15 protein-coding genes are annotated in these 18,049 nt (G+C 72.8%); 6 read left to right on the top strand and 9 right to left on the bottom strand.

Annotated elements, in window-relative coordinates:
- The 7 genes from AB0D28_RS12160 to AB0D28_RS12130 all read right to left on the bottom strand — a co-directional run.
- On the bottom strand, positions 1 to 243 hold a 243-nt coding region (locus tag AB0D28_RS12160), incomplete at its 3' end, for a transposase (protein ID WP_357384979.1).
- Positions 244 to 383: 140 nt separating this feature from the next.
- On the bottom strand, positions 384 to 2,204 hold the full coding sequence (locus AB0D28_RS12155) for an acyl-CoA dehydrogenase (protein WP_357384955.1): 1,821 nt from the start codon (positions 2,202 to 2,204) through the stop codon (positions 384 to 386).
- 16 nt (positions 2,205 to 2,220) lie between these two features.
- Positions 2,221 to 3,681, bottom strand: a complete 1,461-nt coding sequence (locus tag AB0D28_RS12150) for an ATP-binding protein (protein ID WP_357384953.1) — start codon at positions 3,679 to 3,681, stop codon at positions 2,221 to 2,223.
- Positions 3,682 to 3,798: 117 nt separating this feature from the next.
- Positions 3,799 to 4,992 (bottom strand): alanine--tRNA ligase-related protein, encoded by a 1,194-nt coding sequence (locus tag AB0D28_RS12145; protein WP_357384951.1) that lies wholly within the window; start codon positions 4,990 to 4,992, stop codon positions 3,799 to 3,801.
- A 241-nt stretch (positions 4,993 to 5,233) separates the two neighbouring features.
- Positions 5,234 to 6,667 (bottom strand): glycosyltransferase family 4 protein, encoded by a 1,434-nt coding sequence (locus AB0D28_RS12140; RefSeq protein ID WP_357384949.1) that lies wholly within the window; start codon positions 6,665 to 6,667, stop codon positions 5,234 to 5,236.
- Between the two features lie 164 nt (positions 6,668 to 6,831).
- Positions 6,832 to 7,971, bottom strand: coding sequence for an acyl-CoA desaturase (locus AB0D28_RS12135; RefSeq protein ID WP_357384947.1), 1,140 nt, complete (start codon positions 7,969 to 7,971; stop codon positions 6,832 to 6,834).
- Between the two features lie 14 nt (positions 7,972 to 7,985).
- The gene (locus tag AB0D28_RS12130; protein ID WP_357384945.1) at positions 7,986 to 9,077 is read right to left on the bottom strand and encodes a ferredoxin reductase; all 1,092 of its coding nucleotides are present in this window, start codon (positions 9,075 to 9,077) and stop codon (positions 7,986 to 7,988) included.
- 84 nt (positions 9,078 to 9,161) lie between these two features.
- Here AB0D28_RS12130 and AB0D28_RS12125 point away from each other — a divergent pair, with 84 nt between their 5' ends.
- The 4 genes from AB0D28_RS12125 to AB0D28_RS12110 all read left to right on the top strand — a co-directional run bounded on the left by AB0D28_RS12125 (position 9,162) and on the right by AB0D28_RS12110 (position 12,964).
- On the top strand, positions 9,162 to 10,385 hold the full coding sequence (locus AB0D28_RS12125; RefSeq protein ID WP_357384943.1) for a helix-turn-helix domain-containing protein: 1,224 nt from the start codon (positions 9,162 to 9,164) through the stop codon (positions 10,383 to 10,385).
- A gap of 104 nt (positions 10,386 to 10,489) precedes the next feature.
- The gene (locus AB0D28_RS12120; RefSeq protein ID WP_357384941.1) at positions 10,490 to 11,494 is read left to right on the top strand and encodes a nitroreductase; all 1,005 of its coding nucleotides are present in this window, start codon (positions 10,490 to 10,492) and stop codon (positions 11,492 to 11,494) included.
- A gap of 34 nt (positions 11,495 to 11,528) precedes the next feature.
- A complete protein-coding gene (locus AB0D28_RS12115) occupies positions 11,529 to 12,266 on the top strand; it encodes a serine/threonine protein kinase (RefSeq protein WP_357384939.1) in 738 nt (245 codons plus the stop codon).
- Between the two features lie 527 nt (positions 12,267 to 12,793).
- Positions 12,794 to 12,964: a hypothetical protein gene (locus AB0D28_RS12110; RefSeq protein WP_357384937.1), complete on the top strand. Its 171-nt coding sequence runs from the start codon at positions 12,794 to 12,796 to the stop codon at positions 12,962 to 12,964.
- Positions 12,965 to 13,010: 46 nt separating this feature from the next.
- On the opposite strand, the gene AB0D28_RS12105 is transcribed toward AB0D28_RS12110, so the two are convergent.
- Both AB0D28_RS12105 and AB0D28_RS12100 read right to left on the bottom strand, forming a co-directional pair.
- Complete coding sequence (locus AB0D28_RS12105; protein WP_013285859.1) at positions 13,011 to 13,271, bottom strand: hypothetical protein; 261 nt, start codon at positions 13,269 to 13,271, stop codon at positions 13,011 to 13,013.
- 19 nt (positions 13,272 to 13,290) lie between these two features.
- Positions 13,291 to 15,075, bottom strand: a complete 1,785-nt coding sequence (locus tag AB0D28_RS12100; RefSeq protein WP_357384977.1) for an N-acetylglutaminylglutamine amidotransferase — start codon at positions 15,073 to 15,075, stop codon at positions 13,291 to 13,293.
- A gap of 233 nt (positions 15,076 to 15,308) precedes the next feature.
- On the opposite strand from AB0D28_RS12100, the gene glnA reads away from it, so the two are divergent.
- Both glnA and AB0D28_RS12090 read left to right on the top strand, forming a co-directional pair.
- Positions 15,309 to 16,733: a type I glutamate--ammonia ligase gene (gene glnA / locus AB0D28_RS12095; RefSeq protein ID WP_357384935.1), complete on the top strand. Its 1,425-nt coding sequence runs from the start codon at positions 15,309 to 15,311 to the stop codon at positions 16,731 to 16,733.
- 141 nt (positions 16,734 to 16,874) lie between these two features.
- The gene (locus AB0D28_RS12090; protein WP_357384933.1) at positions 16,875 to 18,023 is read left to right on the top strand and encodes a glutamate--cysteine ligase; all 1,149 of its coding nucleotides are present in this window, start codon (positions 16,875 to 16,877) and stop codon (positions 18,021 to 18,023) included.
- Positions 18,024 to 18,049: the final 26 nt, after the last annotated feature.

Below are 18,049 nucleotides of genomic sequence, written 5' to 3'. Positions count from 1 at the left end.
GTGTAGCCGTTGCCACACTCCGGCCTGGTTCCAGTCCCGCAGCCGCCGCCAGCAGGTCATCCCCGACCCGAAGCCCAACTCCTGGGGCAGGTACTCCCACGGGATCGCGGTATAGAGCACGAACAAGATCCCGCACAACACCTTGCGGTCATCCAGCGGCTTACGCCCCGGATACCGACTACGGCGTGGTGGGCGGGGTGGCAGCAGCGGTGCGATCTCGGCCCACAACTCATCCGAGACGATCCACGGCGGCTGCTCACCCCTCCTCACGTTCAGACGAAACGACCCTCACATCCAGTCGGTTACGCCCACCCTCAAAAAGTTAGGACCTCTTAGTGGCTCTGGTGGTGACGGCGGGGCTGGCTTTGCCGGACCCACACGGCTCAGAACCAGCTTTCGCGCATGTCCAGCGTCGTCCGGTCCAACCCCTCCAGCAGGTCGAACTGCGCCCCCACCTTCGGCAGCTCCCACCGGTAGAAGTACCGCGCCGCCTGCCTCTTCCCCGCCAGGAACTCCCCCTCGGCCCCGTCCGGCGACCCGAGCGCCTCCACCACCAGCACCTGCTCCAGCCACATCCACGCGATCACCACGTGCCCGACCGCCTCCAGGTACACCGAGGCGTTCGCCAGCGCCAGCTCCGGATCACCCGGAGCCCACAGCCGTCGCGTCACCACGGCGATCCGGTCCACCGCGACGGCGAGCTGACCGGCCAGCTCCGAGGCGAACCCCTCCGCCTTCCAGGCCCGGGTGACGGTGCCGCGGATCGTCTCCAGCAGCAGTTCCAGCGCGGCGCCGTCGCGCATGGTGACCTTGCGGCCGAGCAGGTCCAACGCCTGGATGCCGTGGGTGCCCTCGTGGATGGCGTTGAGCCGGTTGTCCCGCCAGTGCTGCTCGACGTCGTAGTCGCGGGTGTAGCCGTACCCGCCGTGCACCTGGATGGCCAGGTCGTTGGCGGCCAGGCACCACTGGGCCGGCCAGCTCTTGGTGATCGGGGTGAGCAGGTCCAGCAGCAGCTGCGCCCGTTCGCGGTCGGCCTCGGCGGGCGCGGTCTTCCGCTCGTCGAGCAGCCGTCCGCAGTAGAGCACCAGCGCGAGTGCGCCCTCCACGTAGCTCTTCTGGGCCAGCAGCATCCGGCGTACGTCGGGGTGGGCGACGATCGGCACCTGCGGCGTGGTGGGGTCCTTGTCGGCGACCGGGCGGCCCTGCGGGCGCTGCCGGGCGTACGCGACGGACTTCAGGTACGCGGTGTAGCCGAGCGCGGTGGCGCCGGCCCCGATGCCGATGCGCGCCTCGTTCATCATGTGGAACATCACGGCGAGCCCTTGGTGCGGCTGCCCCACCAGGTAGCCGACCGCCCCGGCGCGCCCGTACGGGCGGTGCACGCCCTCGCCGAAGTTCAGCAGCGTGTTTGTGGTGCCCCGGTAGCCGAGCTTGTGGTTGAGGCCGACCAGCGCCACGTCGTTGCGCGGCCCGAGGTTGCCGTCGTCGTCGAGCAGCACCTTCGGCACGATGAACAGGGACAGGCCCTTCACGCCGGGCGGCGCTCCGGGGATGCGGGCCAGCACCAGGTGGACGATGTTCTCGGCCAGCTCGTGGTCGCCGCCGGAGATCCACATCTTGGTGCCGACGACCCGGTAGGTGCCGTCGTCCTGCGGCTCGGCCCGTGTGGTGAGGTCGGTCAGGGAGCTGCCGGCCTGCGGCTCGGACAGGCACATGGTGCCGAAGAACCGGCCCTCGACCATCGGACGGACCCAGGTGTCGATCTGCTCGGTGCTGCCGTGGGCGAGCAGCAGGTTGGCGTTGCCGAGGGTGAGCATCGGGTACGCCGACGTGCCCACGTTCGCGGCCTGGAACCAGGCGAACGCGGCGGCGGCCACCGTGTGCGGCAGTTGCAGGCCGCCCACCGACTCGTCCATGGTGGCGGCGAGCAGCCCGGTCTCGGCGAACGCCGCCAGGGCGGCCTTGACCTGCGGGATGGTCCGCACCCGCTGCCCGTCGAACGTGGGTTCGCCGGTGTCGGTGGCCCGGTTGTGCGGGGCGAAGCGTTCGGCGGCGACCCGCGCGGCGAGGTCCAGCACCTCGTCGACGGTCTCCCGGGTGTGCTCGGCGTAGCGGGGGCGCTCGGTCAGCCGGGTCACGTCAAGCCAGTCGTGCAGCAGGAACGCGAGGTCACGGCGGGACAGCAGCAGATCGGACGAGGACAATGTGGACTCCTTCCGGTCAGCCGCGGCGCAACCCGGCAACGGCCTCCCGCAGGTCATCCTGACCGATCGGAGCCGGCGGCGCACCCTCCGCCGCCTCCCGCAGTGCCTTGGCGAGTTGCACCCGGCGCAGTGCCTCCCGCAGGTCCGCGCCGGTCAGACCGGCCGTGTCGGCCGCCAGGGCGGCCGGGTCGAGGTCGTCGGCGAACATTTTGAAGCCCGGCCGTTCGTGCCGCTCGATCAGCTCGCGGACCATCTTGGTGAGGATCTCGGCGCGTCCGTTCTCGTCCGGCGCCGGAATGGCGATCTTCAGGTCGAAGCGGCCGGAGCGGATCAGCGACGCGTCCACGCGCTGCGGGAAGTTGGTGGTGGCGACCACGATGACGTCGGGGTTCTCCTCGAACAGCGTGTTCATCTCCTGCTTGAAGATGCCCGCTACCGCGTTGACCGCCTGGCTGGCCGCGTCGCCGCCCGCGCCGGCGTAGCTGATGATCGAGTCGAACTCGTCGAACAGCATCACTGTGGGCCGCCGGTAGCGGCGTGCCTCCCGGAAGATGCGCTTGATGTTGCGTTCCGAGCCGCCGAGGTACTTGTCCAGGATCTCCGGGGTACGGATCTCCACGAAGTCCGCGCCGACCTCGTTGGCGAGGGCCCGGGCCAGCATGGTCTTGCCGGTGCCGGGCGGCCCGTACATCAGGATGCCCTGTGGCCGGCGCGCGCCCCAGCGGGCCATCGCCGCCGGGTGCCGGAACGACACCGCCACCTCGCGGAACCGCGCGACCACGTCGGACAGCCCGCCGACCTGGTCGAGGGTCACCGCCGCGCTGCGCGGCCCGGCCGCCGTCACCGGTCGCCGCCCCACGAGGTACGTCCGTCCGCGCAGCACCGTCGGCTCGTCGCTGTCGCCGGACAACTCGCGTACGGCCTGGAGCAGCAGGCCCAGCACGGCATGCAGGTGCGCCGGTCCCACCTCGGCGCTTGGTACGTCGGCGCGGATGCGTACCGTGCCGTTGGCCTGGTCGACGCGGGGCCGCAGCCCGGCTTCCCGGGCCGTGCGCAGCACCTCCCGGCCGGCCTCGTCGCCCGGCGGCGCGGCGAGCGTAGCGACCGGTCGCGGCCAGATCCGCCGACCGGCCTCCGCGGCGATCCGGCCCACCGCGGCGGCCGGGCCGTCGCCGCCGCGCGCGGCCAGCCGCTCGGCGAGCAGCACGCCGACCGGCCCGGCCAGACCGAGGGCGAGCAGGCCCGCCGGTGTGTTCTCCACCCGCAGGTACGCCTCGAAGCGGTGCACCGGCTGCCCATCTGCGGCGTCGGCGCGCACGGTGCAGCGCATCTCCCGCACCGGGGCCGGGAAGTCGCCGTCGACCAGCAACTCCACCGGCCCGTCGACGGCGGCGGCGAGCAGCCCGGCCGCGCCGGCGATGCGCACCTCGGCGCCGAGCAGCGGCACCGTCTCCTCGTCCGGCCGTACCTCGGTCATCGGCTGCCCTCTCCTCGCGGCGGCGTCCGCTTCCCTCGCGTGGCGTCCGCCTCCGAGTCTGGCACCGCCCCGGACGGGCGGCCACCGCTGCGCCGCCGCCGCTCACCCGGCCGCCGCTCAGCTCGCGTCGGCGAGCAGGCCGTCGACCAGGTCGCGGGGCAGTCCGTGGGTGTCGTGCAGCCAGTGGTAGTCGCGCTCGGACAGCGGCCCGCGCGCCCGTACCCGGTCGACGAGCGGCCGTCCGCGTCGCAGCAGCCCCCGGAAGCGGCGTTCCTCGTCCACGAGCGTCGCGTGCGGCGAGCCGACGTCGACCGGCCGCGTGCTCCGATCGGGCAGCTGGCGGAAGCGGTGCAGCGTGTCCGCGTACAGCTCGGGCGGCAGCTCGTCCAGGCTGCGCGCCGGGTCGTCGCGCCACAGCACTGTGAGCGCGCGGCGCAGCAGCCGCCGCAGCACGTACCCGCGACCGGTGTTGCCGGGGCGTACCCCGTCACCGAGCACGACCACGGCGGACCGCAGGTGGTCGGAGACCACGCGCAGGTCCTCGCCGCGCAGGTCCCACCGCTCCGCCACCTCGTCCACCCATTGGCGCAGGCCGTCGCCGGTGAACACGGACCGGTCGCCGCGCAGCACCATCTCCAGCCGTTCCAAACCCATGCCGGTGTCGATGCTGGAGTGCGGCAGCGGCGTGAGCCGCCCGTCGGGGTGCCTGTGGTAGCGCATCTGCACGTGGTTCCACACCTCCACCCAGCGTGCGTCGGTGCTGGGTGTGCCGGTGGGCGGGCCGTCGCCTGTCCACACGAAGATCTCCGAGTCCGGTCCGCAGGGGCCGGTCGGGCCGTTGGACCACCAGTTGTCCTCGCCCAGCGCCTCCACCGGCACGCCGAGCGCGGTCCAGGTGTCGCGCGCGGTGTCGTCCGGCCCGAGCCGGTCGTCGCCGCCGAACACCGTCGCGTGCAGCCGCCCCGCCGGGATGCCGAACCGGTCGGTGAGCAGCTCGAAGCCCCAGCGCAGGCTGGCCGCGATGCCGTAGTCGCCGAGCGACCAGGAGCCGAGCATCTGGAACACGGTCAGGTGCGTGTCGTCGCCTACCTCGTCCAGGTCCGTCGTGCGCAGGCACCGCTGCACGTTCGCCAGTCGCCGTCCGCCCGGGTGCGGGCGCCCCAGCAGGTACGGCGTGAGCGGGTGCATGCCGGACGTGGTGAACAGCACCGGGTCGCCGGGCGGCGGGATGAGCGAACTCTCCGGCGCGTCGCGGTGGCCGTGCCTGTGGTAGTGGTCGAGGAACGTCCTGGTGATGTCGTCTGGTGTCATGGCGGGTGCCTTCCGGGTACGGGTGACCGGACGGCCCGCCGCGCGCGTTGACGTCGACACGACGACGCCGGCGGACCGTTTCCGGTCGCCGGCGTGGGTGTGGGGCAGGTCAGGCGGCGGCAACCGGCGAGCGGGAAGCTCGCGCGGCCGCGGCGGTGAAGGTGCGCCTGCTCTGCATACCTCGACGGTAGCCCGGTCCGCACACTCCCGCCCAGCCCTTTCCCGCGCCCACGTGCGGGCGTCAGCGGTTGGGGGTGAGCAGGCGGCGGTAGAGCGTGTCCAGGCGTTCGGCCTGCGCCTCCCACGTCCACCCCGGCAGCGGGGAGTCCTCGCCCTCGTAGGCGGCGCGGTAGCGGGCCGGGTCGGCGAGCACCGCTCGCACCGCCCGGGCCAGGTCGGCGGCGTCGCGGGCGCGGAACACCTCGCCCTGGCCGGTGGCGCGGACCGTCTCGGCCATGGTGCGGACGTCGCTGACCACTATCGGCAGCCGCGCGTGCGCGTACTCGAAGAATTTGGTGATCAGCGCGATCTCGTGGTTGGGCCAGTGGTGCAGCGGGATCAGGCCGACGTCGGCGGTGGCGAGGAACGCGACGAGCTGCCGGTGCGGCACGTACGGCAGCACGTGCACCCGGTCACCCACACCGAGCCGGGCGGCGCGGGCGACGACCTGGCGGACGTAGGGGGCGGCCGGGTCGGCGACGACGAGCGCCAGGTGCACGCCGGGCAGCAGCGGCAACGCCTCGACCACCGTGTCCACGCCGCGCTGGGCGGCCATCGCCCCGCTGTAGACGAGCAGCGGCGTGTCCGGGGGCAGACCGCAGCGCTCCCGCAGGTCGGGGGCGTCCTCGTCGGGTGTGGCGGTGACCGGGGCGTTGAGGACCACTGTCGGGCGCTCCGGCAGGGCGTGGTCGCGTACCAGCAGGTCGGCGAGCGTGTCGGAGACGGTGACGACCGCGTCGGCGGCGCCGACGTACTCGCGGACGTAGCCGAGGTGCGCGGGCAGCCAGCGGGCGTTGTCGCGACGCGGCCGCGCGCCGGGCAGCCACTCGTGCGCGTCCCAGACCAGCTTGGTGTCCCGCCCGGCGGCCCGGGCACGCTCCACGGCGCGGGCGGCCACGCCGAGCATCCGGAAGTCGTGCGCGTGGATCAGGTCGGGGCGCAGCTCGTCGACGACGGGACCGGCGGCCCGCTCGTAGTCCCAGAGCCCCGGTTCCAGCCGCCGCCACGCCCCGTCGCGCAGCCGGGCCCGCCAGTAGCGGACCTGGGCGTGCTCCACCGGCCGGCGGGCCAGCCGCGCCGCGCGCAGCGGCAGCCCGCCCCGGGCCACCAGCCGAGCGCGCAACCCGGACCCGCCGCGCAGCCCGGAACCGTCGCGCGGACCTGCGTCCCGGCCCGAAGCGGAAACGCTGCCGACCCCGGGACCGGAGACGGCGGAGACACCGCCGCCCGGATGAGAGACGACGGCCGGTGCGGTGACGGGCGGGAGGGCGCGAGCACTGGACAGCGGCAGGACGCGCACCTCGGCCTGGCCGATCCGCCAGCGGCGTTCGGCGTCGACGTGGGCGCAGCCGATCAGCGTGACGTCCCAGCCGGCGTCGGCGGCCGAGCGGGCCGCCTTCTGCACCCGCGAGTCACAGTCGACCGCGTTGTCGACGAGCATGACCACGCGCCGCATCTCGCACCCTTCACCCGTACGCCCTGACGGGCGCGAGTGTACGGCGGCGCGGAACCGTCGCGACGGCCGCGAAACCCGCCTTGAGCTGGGCGGATGCCGACTGTGCAGGCGATGGTCAGGTGCCGGCCGGTGGAAGTTCACCGGCCGTGCACCGACCGGGCGGGTCAGGCCGTGCCGGAGGAGGCCAGCGCGGCCGGGGCGACCGGCTGCCGGCTGTCCTTGCGGTTGGGCAGCGACAGGCGGATGACCTTCCACCAGGCGGAGGCGACCTGCTTGGGCAGCGGACCGGTGGTGTAGTGCAGGCCGTACCTGTCGAACAGCGCCCGCACCTGCGGGGCGATCTCCTGGTAGCGGTTGCTGGGCAGGTCGGGGAAGAGGTGGTGCTCGATCTGGTACGACAGGTTGCCGGTCATGATGTGCAGCAGCCGGCTGCCGCTGATGTTTGCCGAGCCGAGCATCTGCCGCAGGTACCACTCGCCGCGGGTCTCGCCGTCGATGGAGGTCTTCTCGAACGTCTCCACGCCGTTGGGGAAGTGCCCGCACATGATCACCGAGTGGCTCCACACGTTGCGCAGCAGGTTCGCGGTGAACGTGGCGGCGAGCGTGGTCAGGAACGACGGGCCGGACAGCAGCGGGTGCACCACGTAGTCCTTGAGCACCTGGCGGCGGATCTTGCGGCCGACCGCCCGGGCCTTGGCCCGGAACTTCGGGTCCTTGAGCCTGCGCTGCTTGAGGTGGTCGCCCAGCTCCATGTCGTACGCGGCGATGCCGTACTCGAAGAACATGGCGTTGATCAGATTCCACAGCGGCTGGCCGAGGTGCATGGGGTGCCACGGCTGGTCCTCGTCGACGCGCATGATGCCGTAGCCGAGGTCGTTGTCCTTACCGACGACGTTCGTGTAGCGGTGGTGCAGCTCGTTGTGCGACTGCTTCCACTGGTCGGCCGGGGAGACGTGGTCCCACTCCCAGGTGGTGGAGTGGATCTTCGGGTCGCGCATCCAGTCCCACTGGCCGTGCAGGACGTTGTGCCCGATCTCCATGTTCTCCAGGATCTTGGCGACGGTGAGGCCGGCCGTGCCGACGACCCACGCCGGCGGGAACAGCGAGAACAGCAGCACCGCCCGGCTACTCATCTCCAGTGTCCGCTGGGTCTTGACCACCTTGCGGATGTAGCGGGCGTCCCGCTCCCCCCGGTCGGCGAGTACCCGGTCCCGGATCGCGTCCAGTTCCTTGCCGATGATCTCGATGTCCTCGGCGCTCAGATGGGCGATCGGGTTGACGGCCTTCTTCTGGATGACGGTCACGTGGGTGGCTCCTGTCAGATATCGATGTCGCAGGTACCGGCGGCGGCCGACACGCACGTCTGTACGAGCACGCCGTCCCCCGGTACGGCAGTGGTGATGTCGCCGTTGCGCAGGTCGCGGACAGCGCCCTGGCGCAGCGGTACGACGCAGCCGAAGCAGATGCCCATCCGGCACCCGGAAGGCATCAGCACTCCGGCGTTCTCCCCCGCGTCGAGCAGGGTGGTGGACCCGTCGGACTCGACTGTCACACCCGCCCCGGTGAAGGTCACGGTTCCTCCCTCGCCCGGCGTGATCACGGTCGGGCGGAACCGCTCGGTGTGCAACCGCTCGACGAGGCCGTTCGAGGACCAGTACCCCTCAACCGCGTCGAGCATGCCGATGGGTCCGCAGGCCCACGCCTCCCGGTCGAGGTGGTCGGGCACCAGGGCGGCCAGTTCCGCGACGTCGAGCAGGCCGTCGGTGTCGGTGTGCCGCTCGATCAGCCGCAGCGCGCCGCGTTCGGCGAGCGCCCGCAGCTCCGCGCCGAAGATGACGTCGTCGCGGGTGGGCGCGGAGTGCACGAGCACCACGTCGGCCCGCTCGGCCAGCCCGGAGCGCAGCATCCCCATGACCGGGGTGATGCCGCTGCCGGCGGTCACGAACAGGACGCGCTCGGGCGTCGCGGCGGGGAGCACGAACTCGCCCTGGGCCTGGTCGAGGTGCACGATCGTGCCGGGCCGGAGCCGGCGTACGAGGTGGTTGCTGACCTTGCCGTCGGGGATGGCCTTCACGGTGACGGAGATCCGGCCGTCGGCGGCGTCCGGCGGCGAGGTGAGCGAGTACGCGCGCCACTGGCGTACCCCGTCGACGTCCACGCCGAGGCGGATGTACTGGCCGGGCTGGTGGCCCTGCCAGGCGCGGCCGGGCTGGATCACCAGGGTGGCCGCGTCCCGGGTCTCCGGGCGGACGGCGACGATCCGGCCGCGCAACGGGGCGCCGGCGCGCAGGGGCGCGATCAGGTCGAGATAGTCGTCGGGCAGCACCGGTGTGGTGACCGCTCCGGCCAGCCGCAGCAGCCTGTCCCGGAAGGTGACCTTCTGAGGGCGGCGGGAGGCAGTTGTGGTCATATGACCAGCGTGGCCGCCCGATCGCATAACATCTTGACCAGCAAAGGTGAAACACGCGCGGGTTTTTGTTCGGAGGGAACAAACATGACGTTGGAGGCCGGTGCGGGGCAGCGTGCCGCCCACCTCAACCTCGACGCCGGGATGGCCGAGGCGCTGCGCGCCCGGCTGCCGATGGTCGCCGAGCGGACCGTCTCCGCGATCACCGCCGAGGTGCCGGACTACTCCGGTGCGCTCACCGGCGCCATGCGGGCGAAGATCGAAAACGCGGTACGCATCGCGCTGGGGACGTTCCTCCAGCTCATCGAGGGTACCCAGGCGTTCGACCCGAGCACCCCCCTGGCCCCGGCGCTGGAGGCCGCGTACGCGCTGGGCAGCGGCGAGGCCCGCTCGGGGCGCAGCATGGACGCGCTGCTGGCCGCGTACCGGGTCGGTGCCCGGGTGGCCTGGCGCGAGGTGTCCACCACGACGGTACGCAGCGGGCTGGCCGCCGCGACGGTGGCCGAGTTCGCCGAGTTGATGTTCGCCTACATCGACGAGCTGTCCGCCGCGAGCGTCGCCGGGCACGCCGACGAGCTGGCCAGCGCCGGCCGGATGCGCCGCCGCAGCCTGGAACGGCTCACCCAGCAGTTGCTGGCCGGCGAGCCGGAGGAGTCGCTGCGGCGCAGCGCCGAACGCGCCGACTGGCCACCACCGCAGACGCTGACGGTGGTGCTGCTCCCCCGCCGGCACCTGCGCGCGGTGCTGGCGTTGCTCAGCCCGTACACGCTGGAGAGCGGCGAGGACCTGCCCGGCATGGACCCGGTGGAGGAACTGGCCGTCCTGCTGGTGCCGGACATGCACGGCGGCCGCCGTCGCCAGCTCACCCGGCTGCTGCACGGGCACCGGGCGGTGCTCGGCCCGGCCCGGCCCTGGCACCGGGTCGCCGCGTCGTACCAGCGGGCCACCCGGGCGCTCGCGCTCGACCTCGGCGAGCCGGACGCGGGCCCTGTCGACACCGAACGCCACCTGTCCACGCTGCTGCTCAGCATGGACCCGGAGGCCCTCGCCGACCTGCGCGCGCAGGCCCTCGCGCCGCTGGCCGCACTGCCGCCGGCCACCGCACAGCGGCTGGCCGAGACGCTGCGCTCGTGGCTGCTGCACCAGGGACGCCGCGACGAGGTGGCCGCCGACCTGTTCGTCCATCCGCAGACCGTCCGCTACCGGATGGGCAAGCTGCGCGAGCTGTTCGGCGACCGGCTGCACGATCCCGCCACGGTCCTCGACCTCACCATCGCCCTGGCCGTACCCCAGAAGCCGGACGACGCCTGACGCCCGGGGGCGCACGGCCCGGTGCGGCCGGGACCTCCGGCCCTGTCCGCCCGCGAGGGCGGCGGGGCAGGGTCGGAAGGGGACGAGCAACCAGGAGGGCCGCCATGAACAGCTCATCGACCCGCACCGACCAGGATCCGAGGGTACGGGTGCTGGAGGCGGCCGCCCGGCAGTCCCTGCACGCCCCGTCGGTGTTCAACACCCAGCCCTGGCGCTGGCGGGTCACCGGCGACACGCTGGAGCTGCGCGCCGAGGCGGACCGGCAGCTCGCCCACACCGACCCGGACGGGCGGCTGCTCATGCTGAGCTGCGGTGCGGCCCTGCACCACGCGCGTGCGTCGCTGACGGCGGTCGGCTGGGCGGTCACCGTCGAGCGGCTGCCCGACCCGGCCGACCCGTCGCTGCTGGCCCGGCTGCGCACCACCGGCCCGGCCGACCTGGACGTGCCGGCGGGCCGCCTGGTCGAGGCGATTCCGCGCCGCCGCACCGACCGCCGGGCGTACGGGGACCGGCCGGTGCCCGAGGCCGTACTGGCCCGGCTCGGGGACGCCGTCGAGGCCGAGGGCGCGCACCTGCACGTGGTGCGGCCGGACCAGATGCCGATGCTCGCCGTGTCCACCGGACGCGCGGCGGACGCGGAGCTGGCCGACCCCGCGTACCGGCAGGAGCTGCACGACTGGACCCACCGCCCGGCGGGCAGCGGCGACGGGGTGCCCGCCGCCACCGCCGTGCGCCCGTCCGCGCGACGGGTGCCGCTGCGCGACTACGCCCCCGGCGGGGCGGCCGGGCTCAGCGCGGGCGCGGACTTCGACCGGGGTGCCGCGTACCTGATCCTCTTCGGCGACTCGGACGAGCCGGCCGCGTGGCTGCGCGGCGGCGAGGCGCTGTCGGCGCTGCTGCTCACCGCCACCGCCGAAGGGCTGGCCAGCGCGCCGCTCAGCGACGCCGTGGAGCTGGCGTGGCCGCGCCGGATGATGCGCGACCTGCTGGCCGGCATCGGCGACCCGTACCTGGTGGTGCGCGTCGGCTGGGGTCCGGACGCGGAGCTGCCGCCGGCGCCGCGCCGCGCGCCCGCCGACGTGATCGAGGTGGTGGAGCAGTCGCGGTGACCCGGCGTGGCGGGCGTCGTCGTAGCCTCGACGGGTGTGGAACCTGGACCTGGCTCATGCGTTCGCCGTCTTCGGCGACCAGGACTCCGGATGCGTCTCCTACGGAGTGGAGTCGGCGGGCCGGCGCTGGTTCGTCAAGCGGGCCGGGACACCGGCCGCGCGTGCGTCGCTGACCCGGGCCCTGGGCCTGCACGCCGCGGTCCGGCACCCGGCAGTGGTCCGGCCCGAGCTGGTACGCGACGGCACGGACGGCCCGACGCTGGTCTACCCGTGGCACGACGGCGTCGTGCTCAACCACGCCACCACCGGCGGCGGCAGCGACCGGAGCGGGCTGGTCCGCTTCCAGCGGCTGCCGGTCGCCGAGGTACGCGCGGCGCTGGACATCATCCTCGACGCCCACCTGGCCGTGAGCGCGGCCGGGTACGTGGCGGTGGACCTGTACGACGGCTGTTTCCTCTACGACTTCGACGCCCGGCGGATGCGCCTGATCGACCTGGACGAGTACCGCCCGGGCCCGTTCGTGCTCGACTCCGACCGGCTGCCCGGTTCCCGTCGTTATCTGTCGCCGGAGGAACTGACCCGGGGCGCTGTGATCGACGAGCGCACCACGGTCCACGCGCTGGGTCGTACGCTGCACCACCTGCTCGACGGTCCGTCCGGCTGGCGGGGCACCACCGCCGAGCGCGCTGTCGCCGACCGGGCCAGCCGGCCTGACCCGGCGTCGCGGTACGCCACAGTGGCCGCTCTGGTCCGCGACTGGCGAGCCGCCTGATCCGCCCGCCGTTCGACGCGATCCAGCTCCGGCGGCCGGCGTTTCGTGGCTGGCCCGCGTCGGACGTGACGCACCGTCACGTCGCCTCGATCCGGCAGTGAGTCACAGAGGGTGACGGCCCGCCGTCAGGCGGAATAGGCAGATTTGGGCATGACAAGCTCCCGACCAGCGTCGATGCGCGGCCAGGCACCTGCCGCACACACATCCCTGTGCGCCCTTTGCTCTGCATCCATTGGCGCAGCGGTGACGCACGGCCATCGCCGCGTATGAGGCTGCAGAGCAAAGGGCACGCGGTGAGCCATGTCGCGGGCAGCTCCACGACTACAGGAGGTGACGGGCAGGGCTGGCGAAGCCGGGGGTGCCGGGCTTCGAGGGCGTCACGACGGCGTACCGGGTCCCGCCCCCGCGACGAGCCAGGCAGGTGAGTGCGGCCGTCGGGCGGAAACGTGCTCCCGGTGCCCGGCCGGCACATAGCGTGGGACGAGGGGCGGCCTGCTCGGGGCGCCGGTGAGCGGAGGGAGAACACGGTGACGGAGCCGGAGGAGGAGCAGGAGAAGACCAGCAAGACCGATCGGGTGCTGTTCTCGCCCGACGGCGACCCGCACCACACGCTGGCCGAGGCGCCCCAGCCGGACGAGCACCTGCCGCCCACAGTCACCCGCGACGGCCACACGGACGTGCTCGACGACGAGCAGTGAGCGCACCGTCCCGCCCGGGCTCGTGGGCCGGGCGGGACGTGTCGCGTCAGACCGGCGGGATACCCGAGCGGCCGATGTCCGACATGTCGTCGCCGATCTCGGTCCGGGTGCCGGCCACCGGACCGGCGCCGGCCTCGGTGCGGTCCTCCACGCAGGCGTCGCCCAGCCCGTGCATCAGCTCACCGACGACGGCGAGCGCCGAGCCCTTGTCCGGGCAGGGCGCGCCGGTGGCGAGCACCTGGCCGTCGCCGCCGACCACTGTGAATCCCACGCTGCCGTCGGCCTCGCTCTCGATCACGAACTTCACAGTGCTCCTCCCGCTTAGCTCAGCTCACACCGTGCGTCTGCAACCACAGCTCCAGCAGACCCAGCTGCCACAGCTTGTTGCTGCCCGCGGCGGCCTGGGCCCGCTCCGGCTCGGCCAGCAGCTCGTCGACGTACGCCCGGCGGAACAGCCCGCGCCGGCGCGCCTCGGGCGCACCCAGCGCCTCGACCACCAACTCTCGCACGGGTCCGTCGACGTTGCGCAGCGCCGGCACCGGGAAGTAGCCCTTCGGCCGGTCGATGACCTCGGCGGGAAGCACCTCCCGGGCCACCTCCTTGAGCACGCCCTTGCCGCCCTGAGCCAGCTTGTGCTCGGGCGGGCACGCGGCGGCGAGCGTGACGAGATCCTGGTCGAGGAACGGCGTGCGCACCTCCAGTCCCCACGCCATGCTCATGCTGTCCACCCGCTTGACCGGGTCGTCGGGCAGCATCAGGTGCGTGTCCAGGCGCAGTACCGCGTCCACGGCGGTCTGCGCGCCGGGCGCGGCCAGGTCCGCGGCGACCAGCTCGCCGCTGACGTCGCCGACGCAGGCGTACGCCGGTTCGACCACCTCGGTCAGCTCCGCGTGGTCGCGGTCGAAGAACGCCGCGGTGAACCCGGCCGCCGCGTCCTCGCGGGCCGAGCGGGCCAGCCGGTGGTGGTAGCCGTAGCCGGCGAACACCTCGTCGGCGCCCTGGCCGGACTGCGCCACCTTCACGTGCTTGGCGACCTGCTCGGAGAGCAGGTGGAACGCCACCACGTCGTGGCTGCCCATCGGCTCGGTCATGGCCGCCACGGTGGCGCGTACGGCCGGGCCGAGGTCGCCGTCGGCGAGCCGGATGCGGTGGTGGTCGGTGCCGAACGCGCGGGCGACCAGGTCGGAGTAGTGGAACTCGTCGCCGGTCTCGTCGCCGCGGCTGTCGAAGCCGATGCTGAACGTCTGGAGGTGGTGCTGTCCGGCGTCGTCGAGCAGCGCCACGATCATGCTGGAGTCGAGGCCGCCGGAGAGCAGCACGCCGACCGGCACGTCGGCGACCAGCCGGCGGCGTACGGCGGTGCGCAGCGCGTCCCCGACGGCGGCCCGCCAGTCGGCGGCGTCCATGCCGGCGTGGGCCGGGTCGCGCCGGTACGCGGGCCGCCAGTAGACGCGCTCGCGGCTGCGCCCGTCGGCCTCGACGACCCGGACGGTGGCCGGGGGCAGCTTGCGGATGCCGCGCAAGATGGTGCGCGGCGCCGGAACGATCGAGTGCCAGGACAGGTAGTGGTGCAGCGCGACCGGGTCGATGCCGGTGTCGATGTCACCGCCGGCCAGCAGCGCCGGGAGCGTGGAGGCGAACCGGAGCCGGCCGGGCGACTCGGCGAGGTAAAGGGGTTTGATGCCGAGCCGGTCGCGGGCCAGCACGAGACGGCGCCGCCGCCGGTCGACCAGCGCCACCGCGAACATGCCGACCATGTGGTCGACGAACCGCTCCCCCCACTGCGCGTACGCGACCAGGATCACCTCGGTGTCGCTGGTGCTGTGGAACGTGTGCCCGGCCGCGCGCAGCTCGTCGCGCAGCTCCGGATAGTTGTAGACGCAGCCGTTGAAGACCAGGGCCAGGCCGAGGTCGTCGCGGACCATCGGCTGGGCGCCGGCCTCGGACAGGTCGATCACTGTCAGCCGGCGGTGCCCGAGGGTGATCCAGCCGTCACTCCACGCGCCCTCGCCGTCCGGGCCGCGTGAGCGCATGGCGGCGGTCATCCGGTTCACCGCGGCGGCGTCGGGTAGGGCCCCGTCGAATCTGGCCTCACCGCTGATCCCGCACATCTCAGCGTCCACCGGTCAGCCGAGGAGCACCCACCACGCCAACCTCCCGCCGCGTCGTCTCCCGGGCGGTCCGCCGGGTACGGCGACTACCCGGCCTGTGGCGTAGGAAACCCGGATGGGCGGTTGCCGAGCCGGGCCGGGCGAGCCGTCGTACGGTGGCGGTACGGGCCATGTCCCCGGGCGGTCCGGCCACGGGACGTGGCCAGGATCAACGACGCCTGCCAGGAGGACGTGTGTTCGCCAATTCCGAGGAACTCCTGCGATACCTCACCGACGAGGACGTGAAGTTCGTCGACGTACGTTTCTGTGACCTGCCCGGCGTGATGCAGCACTTCAACCTGCCGGTCGAGTCGTTCGACGACAGCGTGTTCACCGACGGCCTCGCCTTCGACGGCTCCTCGATCCGTGGTTTCCAGTCGATCCACGAGTCCGACATGCTGCTGCTGCCGGACGTCGCCACCGCGTTCATCGACCCGTTCCGGGCCCAGAAGACCCTCGCGCTGAACTTCTTCGTCCACGACCCGTTCACCCGCGAGGCCTACTCCCGCGACCCGCGCAACGTGGCGAAGAAGGCCGAGGCCTACCTCGCCGCCAGCGGCATCGCCGACACCGCCTACTTCGGCGCGGAGGCGGAGTTCTACATCTTCGACTCCATCCGCCACGAGACCTCGGCGCACCAGTCGTTCTACTACATCGACTCGATCGAGGGCGCCTGGAACAGCGGCCGGATCGAGGAGGGCGGCAACCGGGGTTACAAGACCGCCTACAAGGGCGGTTACTTCCCGGTTCCCCCGGTGGACCACTACGCCGACCTGCGCGACAGCATGGTCCGCCGGATGGTGGACGCCGGTTTCACTGTCGAGCGGTCGCACCACGAGGTGGGCACGGGAGGGCAGTCGGAGATCAACTACAAGTTCTCGACGCTGCTGCACTCGGCCGACCAGCTCCAGCTCTTCAAGTATCTGATCAAGAACGAGGCGTGGGCGCACGGCAAGACCGCGACCTTCATGCCCAAGCCGGTCTTCGGTGACAACGGCTCCGGCATGCACACCCACCAGAGCCTGTGGCGGGGCGGCGAGCCGCTGTTCTACGACGAGACCGGCTACGCCGGGCTGTCCGACGCCGCCCGCTGGTACATCGGTGGCCTGCTGCACCACGCCCCGTCGCTGCTGGCCTTCACCAACCCGACGGTGAACTCCTACCGGCGTCTGGTGCCCGGCTTCGAGGCGCCGGTGAACCTGGTCTACTCGCAGCGCAACCGCTCCGCCTGCACCCGCATCCCGGTGACCGGCAGCAACCCCAAGGCCAAGCGCGTCGAGTTCCGCGTCCCGGACCCGTCCAGCAACCCGTATCTCGCGTTCGCCGCGATGCTGATGGCCGGCCTGGACGGGATCAAGAACAAGATCGAGCCGCCGGCGCCGATCGACAAGGACCTCTACGACCTCCCGCCGGAGGAGTGGGGCGACGTCAAGCAGGTGCCCGGTTCGCTGCCCGAGGCGCTGGCGGCGCTGGAGGTCGACCACGACTACCTGCTCGACGGTGGGGTCTTCACCGACGACCTGATCTCCACCTGGGTCGACTGGAAGAACACGAACGAGGTAGACCCGGTGCGCCTGCGGCCCACGCCGCACGAGTTCGCGCTCTACTTCGACTGCTGATCCGCACCGCCACCGCCCCCGCCACCCGTGGGGGCGGTGGTCGGCGGAAACGGCTTCGGACCGTCGTCCGCCCTCGTACCGTCGGGATATGAGCCCGACTCACGACGGTCCGCCGCCAGTTCCGTGCCGGTGGAGCCGTCGGTGAGGCCGCGGCCCACCACCACCACCGCCGCCACCACCACCCCCGAGATTCCCGCCGTCCTGACCCTCGGGGTAGAGGAGGAGTTCCTGCTGCTGGACCCGGTCAGCGGCGAGAGCATGCCGGTCGCCGACCGGGTACGCGACGCGCTCTCCGGCACCGCCCGCGAGCAGAGCCGGCAGGAGTTCCGGCACAGCATGGTGGAGATGGTGACGCCGGTCAGCCCGGACCTCGGGGAGCTGCGCGAACACCTGGTCACGCTGCGCCGGGCCGCCGCCCGGGCGGCCGACGCGGCCGGGGCGCGGCTGGTCGCCGTCGGTGCCACACCGGTCTGCGAGGCTCACCGCACGGTGCCCGACGAGCAGCGCTACCACGACATGTCCCGCCGGTTCGGCCCGGTCGCCCACGATCCGGCCGTCTGCGGCTGTCACGTGCACGTCGGCGTGCCCGACCGGGAACTGGCCGTGCAGGTCTGCAACCACCTGCGCCCGTGGCTGCCGGTGGTGCAGGCGCTCACCGCGAACTCGCCGCTGCACGACGGGCGCGACACCGGGCACGCGAGCTGGCGCTCGATGCAGCTGGAACGGTGGCCGAGCATCGGACCCACACCGCACTTCGACTCCGCCGCCGACTACGACGCCACGGTGGCGGACCTGATCACCGCCGGGATCATGCTCGACGCCGCGATGGTCTACTGGTACGCGCGCCCGTCCGCGTCGTACCCGACGGTGGAGGTCCGGGTCGGCGACGTGTGCCCCACTGTCGACGACACCGTGCTGGTCGCCGGGCTGGTCCGGGCGCTCGTGGCGACGCTGATCGACGACGTCCGCGCGGGCGTGCCCGCCCTCCGCATCCGGGACTGCCTGGTCGCCGCCGCGCACTGGCGGGCCGCCCACGACGGCGTCGACGGCCGGCTCGTCGACCTGCGCACCGGACGGCCCCGGCCCGCCTGGGACCTCGTCGACGACCTGGTCGTCACCGTCACGCCCGCGCTGGCCCGCCACGGCGACCTGGACCTGGTCCGAAGCGAGCTGGAGCGGGTACGCCGGGACGGCACCGGCGCCACCCGCCAACGACGGATCATGGCCGAGACCGACGGCGACGTGGGCGCGGTGCTGGCGCACCTGGCCGCCCAGACCGTCTCGGCGTGAACCGGTGACCGCCCCGGACCGGGCCC

Origin of the sequence: Micromonospora sp. NPDC048169 (assembly GCF_040652815.1) — a bacterium.
Taxonomy (GTDB): Bacteria; Actinomycetota; Actinomycetes; order Mycobacteriales; family Micromonosporaceae; genus Micromonospora.
Note: the sequence above shows the minus strand (reverse complement) of the source record. Positions and strands in the feature narration are given on the sequence as shown.